This window comes from Campylobacter sp. 107, assembly GCF_002383835.1.
In the GTDB taxonomy this organism is placed as follows: Bacteria; Campylobacterota; Campylobacteria; order Campylobacterales; family Campylobacteraceae; genus Campylobacter_D; species Campylobacter_D jejuni.
This window is the reverse complement of sequence record NZ_NXBA01000047.1, coordinates 1-3,048: the sequence shown is the minus strand read 5'-3', so window position 1 is coordinate 3,048 and position 3,048 is coordinate 1. Positions and strand designations below refer to the sequence as shown.

General features: G+C 33.8%; 2 protein-coding genes and 1 pseudogene. 1 reads left to right on the top strand and 2 read right to left on the bottom strand.

Annotated elements, in window-relative coordinates:
* Window positions 1-271: hypothetical protein (locus BGS40_RS06375; protein WP_251814948.1), on the top strand; the 271-nt coding region annotated here is incomplete at its 5' end.
* 29 nt (window positions 272-300) lie between these two features.
* Here BGS40_RS06375 and BGS40_RS09795 read toward each other — a convergent pair.
* Together BGS40_RS09795 and BGS40_RS09940 are read right to left on the bottom strand one after the other, a co-directional pair.
* On the bottom strand, window positions 301-495 hold the full coding sequence (locus tag BGS40_RS09795; RefSeq protein ID WP_257841717.1) for a hypothetical protein: 195 nt from the start codon (window positions 493-495) through the stop codon (window positions 301-303).
* 782 nt (window positions 496-1,277) lie between these two features.
* A pseudogene (locus BGS40_RS09940) lies at window positions 1,278-2,973 on the bottom strand (conjugal transfer protein TraG N-terminal domain-containing protein); the annotation flags it as partial.
* Between the last annotated feature and the right edge of the window lie 75 nt (window positions 2,974-3,048).

Below are 3,048 nucleotides of genomic sequence, written 5' to 3'. Positions count from 1 at the left end.
ATTGAAAGGAATAAAGATGGATAAAGCGCACTTAATTATTTATTTAGCAGTGCTTGCATCTATCGTTAGTGTTTTAATAACTTGTTGTCTTTTATATCTAATCAGAGATAGGTTAAGCAAATTGTTTTCTAAAAATACATTATTGAAAATCAAGAAGTTTTTAAAAGAGAATGTTAAATCTATTGATGAGCCATCAAGTTCACCAGCAGATTATATTATTGATCCAACATATAGATATATGCCAGAAAATATATACCATAATAGGTATTAAGCCTAGTTAAAACTAGACTCAGTGCATTATTATTTATAAGCATCATTGATTTTTTCATTTCTTTCTTTAATAGCAGTTCCTGCTTTTTTCTCAGCTGCACCTGCTGCTTTTTGAATTCCACCTGCTAATCTTTCTGATTTAACATCATTAGGGGCATTTCTTGTTGCCATAAAGCCTTTTTGTCTTGAATTTAAATCATCTATGGCTTTATTGTGATCAGTCATAACACCTCTTGGATCATGATAATTGTGCTTTGATTATCCAAACAATCCATTTGAATTGACATTAGAATCTACTCCTGCGTAATGTGATAATCCTTGCATATCTCCCCTTGCAGCCATATTTTAACAGCATTCACAGCAGAAGCCACATTTTCTTTATTAACTACGCCACCATAATTTTCATTGATATAGCCTTGAACGATAGATGATCCGCCATCATAACCCACTGAATTATTAAGTGTTTTAGCTTCATTATATCTATCCATAGAACTTTTAATACTAGCAGAATTTGTAACATTTCCTGTTTTAAGAAGATTGTTAAATGAAGCACTTGCATCTCTATTTTTGCCAATTTCATTAGAAAGACTTTCGTTAAAGGTTTTATTAAATGTTTCTTGTTGATTTTTGCTTAGATTTTGATACCAATCTTCAGTTTCTACCGATCCTGTAGATACATAGCCTCCTGCATCAATATTTATTCTAACTCCTTTTATTTCTTTATTTAAGCCAATACCACCGCCAATTTTTCCACTCATCACATCTTCATAAGCTTGTTTTACATCCACACCTGTTGCTTTAGAATAAGCATTAGCTAAAGCATGTTGCGTTGCATTAGTAATAGCACTTCTATCGTTTTCTGATAAGGCTAAGCTATCTCCTTTGCCACTAGCAACTTCTAAAGCTCTTTGAGATAGGTTAGAATTTTGAATCGCATCACTTAGAGCGTGTGCTCTTGTTTCTAAATTGCTTGCAGTCATACCAGCATTTAAACCTTTAATAGCGGCATTACCTATTGAACCATTAGCATTGATTACAGCTGAACTTCCTGTCATATTATCTTTAACTAATTCGCCACCATGTTGCATATCTCTTGTTCCCATAAAACTTCTACCACCTGCACCAAACGAAGATTGAAGAGTATTATAACCTGCACCCACAGCCCAAACTTCATCTCCTCTAGGAGCAGCGATGCTAGTTTGTGTAGATAGAGCTTGCTGATTTGCAAAGCTTCCAGCAGCTCTTGAAGCACCTGTTAGAGCTTGAGATAATCCAGAAGCAAAAGTTACAAATCCTTGTTCACTTGCTTTAGCTATAGCATAAGCTAAAACAGGAGTACTCATTACAAGATAATTCATGAAATTTGATCTATTTGCTACTTCTTTGAATATAAGCATGTTATCTCCTAAGCTTAAAGCTGCTTTTCCACCTGTTATTACTTGCGCAACTTTCATAAGATTATAATCATTTAGATAGTTAATAATACAAAGTATAGGAGTCCAAAGCACTATCCAAATACACAGAGTAAAAAACATCTTAATATGTGCGTAAGAGCCAAATACAATAGAAAGTAAAGCAACAAGCCAAGATAAACCTATGATAATAGCTGTTAAATAAGCTTTAGCTAAAGGCAAATAAGTTTGTGCCATGTGTCCTTGTGCTTGCATACTTGCGTAAAATTGCTGATCCGCATAAGCAGTATTTGCAGCCACAGAAGCAGGATTTAATCCTACTGATTTAGCGGTATTAATGATTGCATCTTGAGAAGCAAGCATTATCATGGATTGCTGTAAATAAGATCTAGCACTTACAGCTTGTTCGTTATAGATTTGTGCAGCGCCTAAGAACTTTTGCTCATAATTTGTCATATCATTCGCCATACCAAGCAAAGCAGCATGGATTTTCATAGCTTCATCTGTATCTTTTTTAATCATTTCAACGATTTGAGGACCCGCATCAGAACAAGGTACAACGCTTTGTTCTTCAACATTATTATTATTTTTAAACAAAGGAGTGAGCTGAGAGCCATTGCCTATGTTTGTGAAAAGATCTTGCATTAAATTATCAGAGTTTTGAAAAAGATTTCTACCTTGTTGATTATACTGAAACGCAGTTTCTAAAGTAAAAATCAATATTTTTTTGTAAAGTTGCATCAATAGCCGAAAGCTTTACACTTGGTAAAGTACTCATCACTTGAAGTGAAAAACCTAAACCTGCGTTAGAAAAATTTGTAGATTGTGGAGTTGAAAAATGTTTTTCCATAGCTTCTAGAATAAGTCTTTCAAATTGTGTCATTAATGCAAAGCTTTTTCCTATGCCTATAGAAATTTGAGAAATGACATAATCTTTGCTAGTGACTTCATCGTGAATCATGAAGCGGTGATTATTGTCATTTGGTGCTTTTAAAAACATGTACCACACTACAGCAAAAAGCATAAACATTTTTCCAAGTTCAAACACAGGATTTGTTTGTCCATCCATTGCTTTTTTGATACTGAAAAGCAATAATGAAATAGCTAAGGCTGCATTAACGATATAATCTGTTTCAGTGGTTATACCTTTAACCGCTTGCATGATTTCATTCATCACATCGCCATAACCCCAAGTATAGATTAGATTTCCATTAGCTATTTCAGTTGCACCAAATAAAAATGAAGGTGCAAAAAACAAAGTGCTAAAGAATAACAAGTAAAATCTTTTCACGGATTATATTAAAGAAGTTAAAGAGTTTATTTGGTATAATTATAAAAGGGTGAAACGCCAAAGGGCTGCCACCCT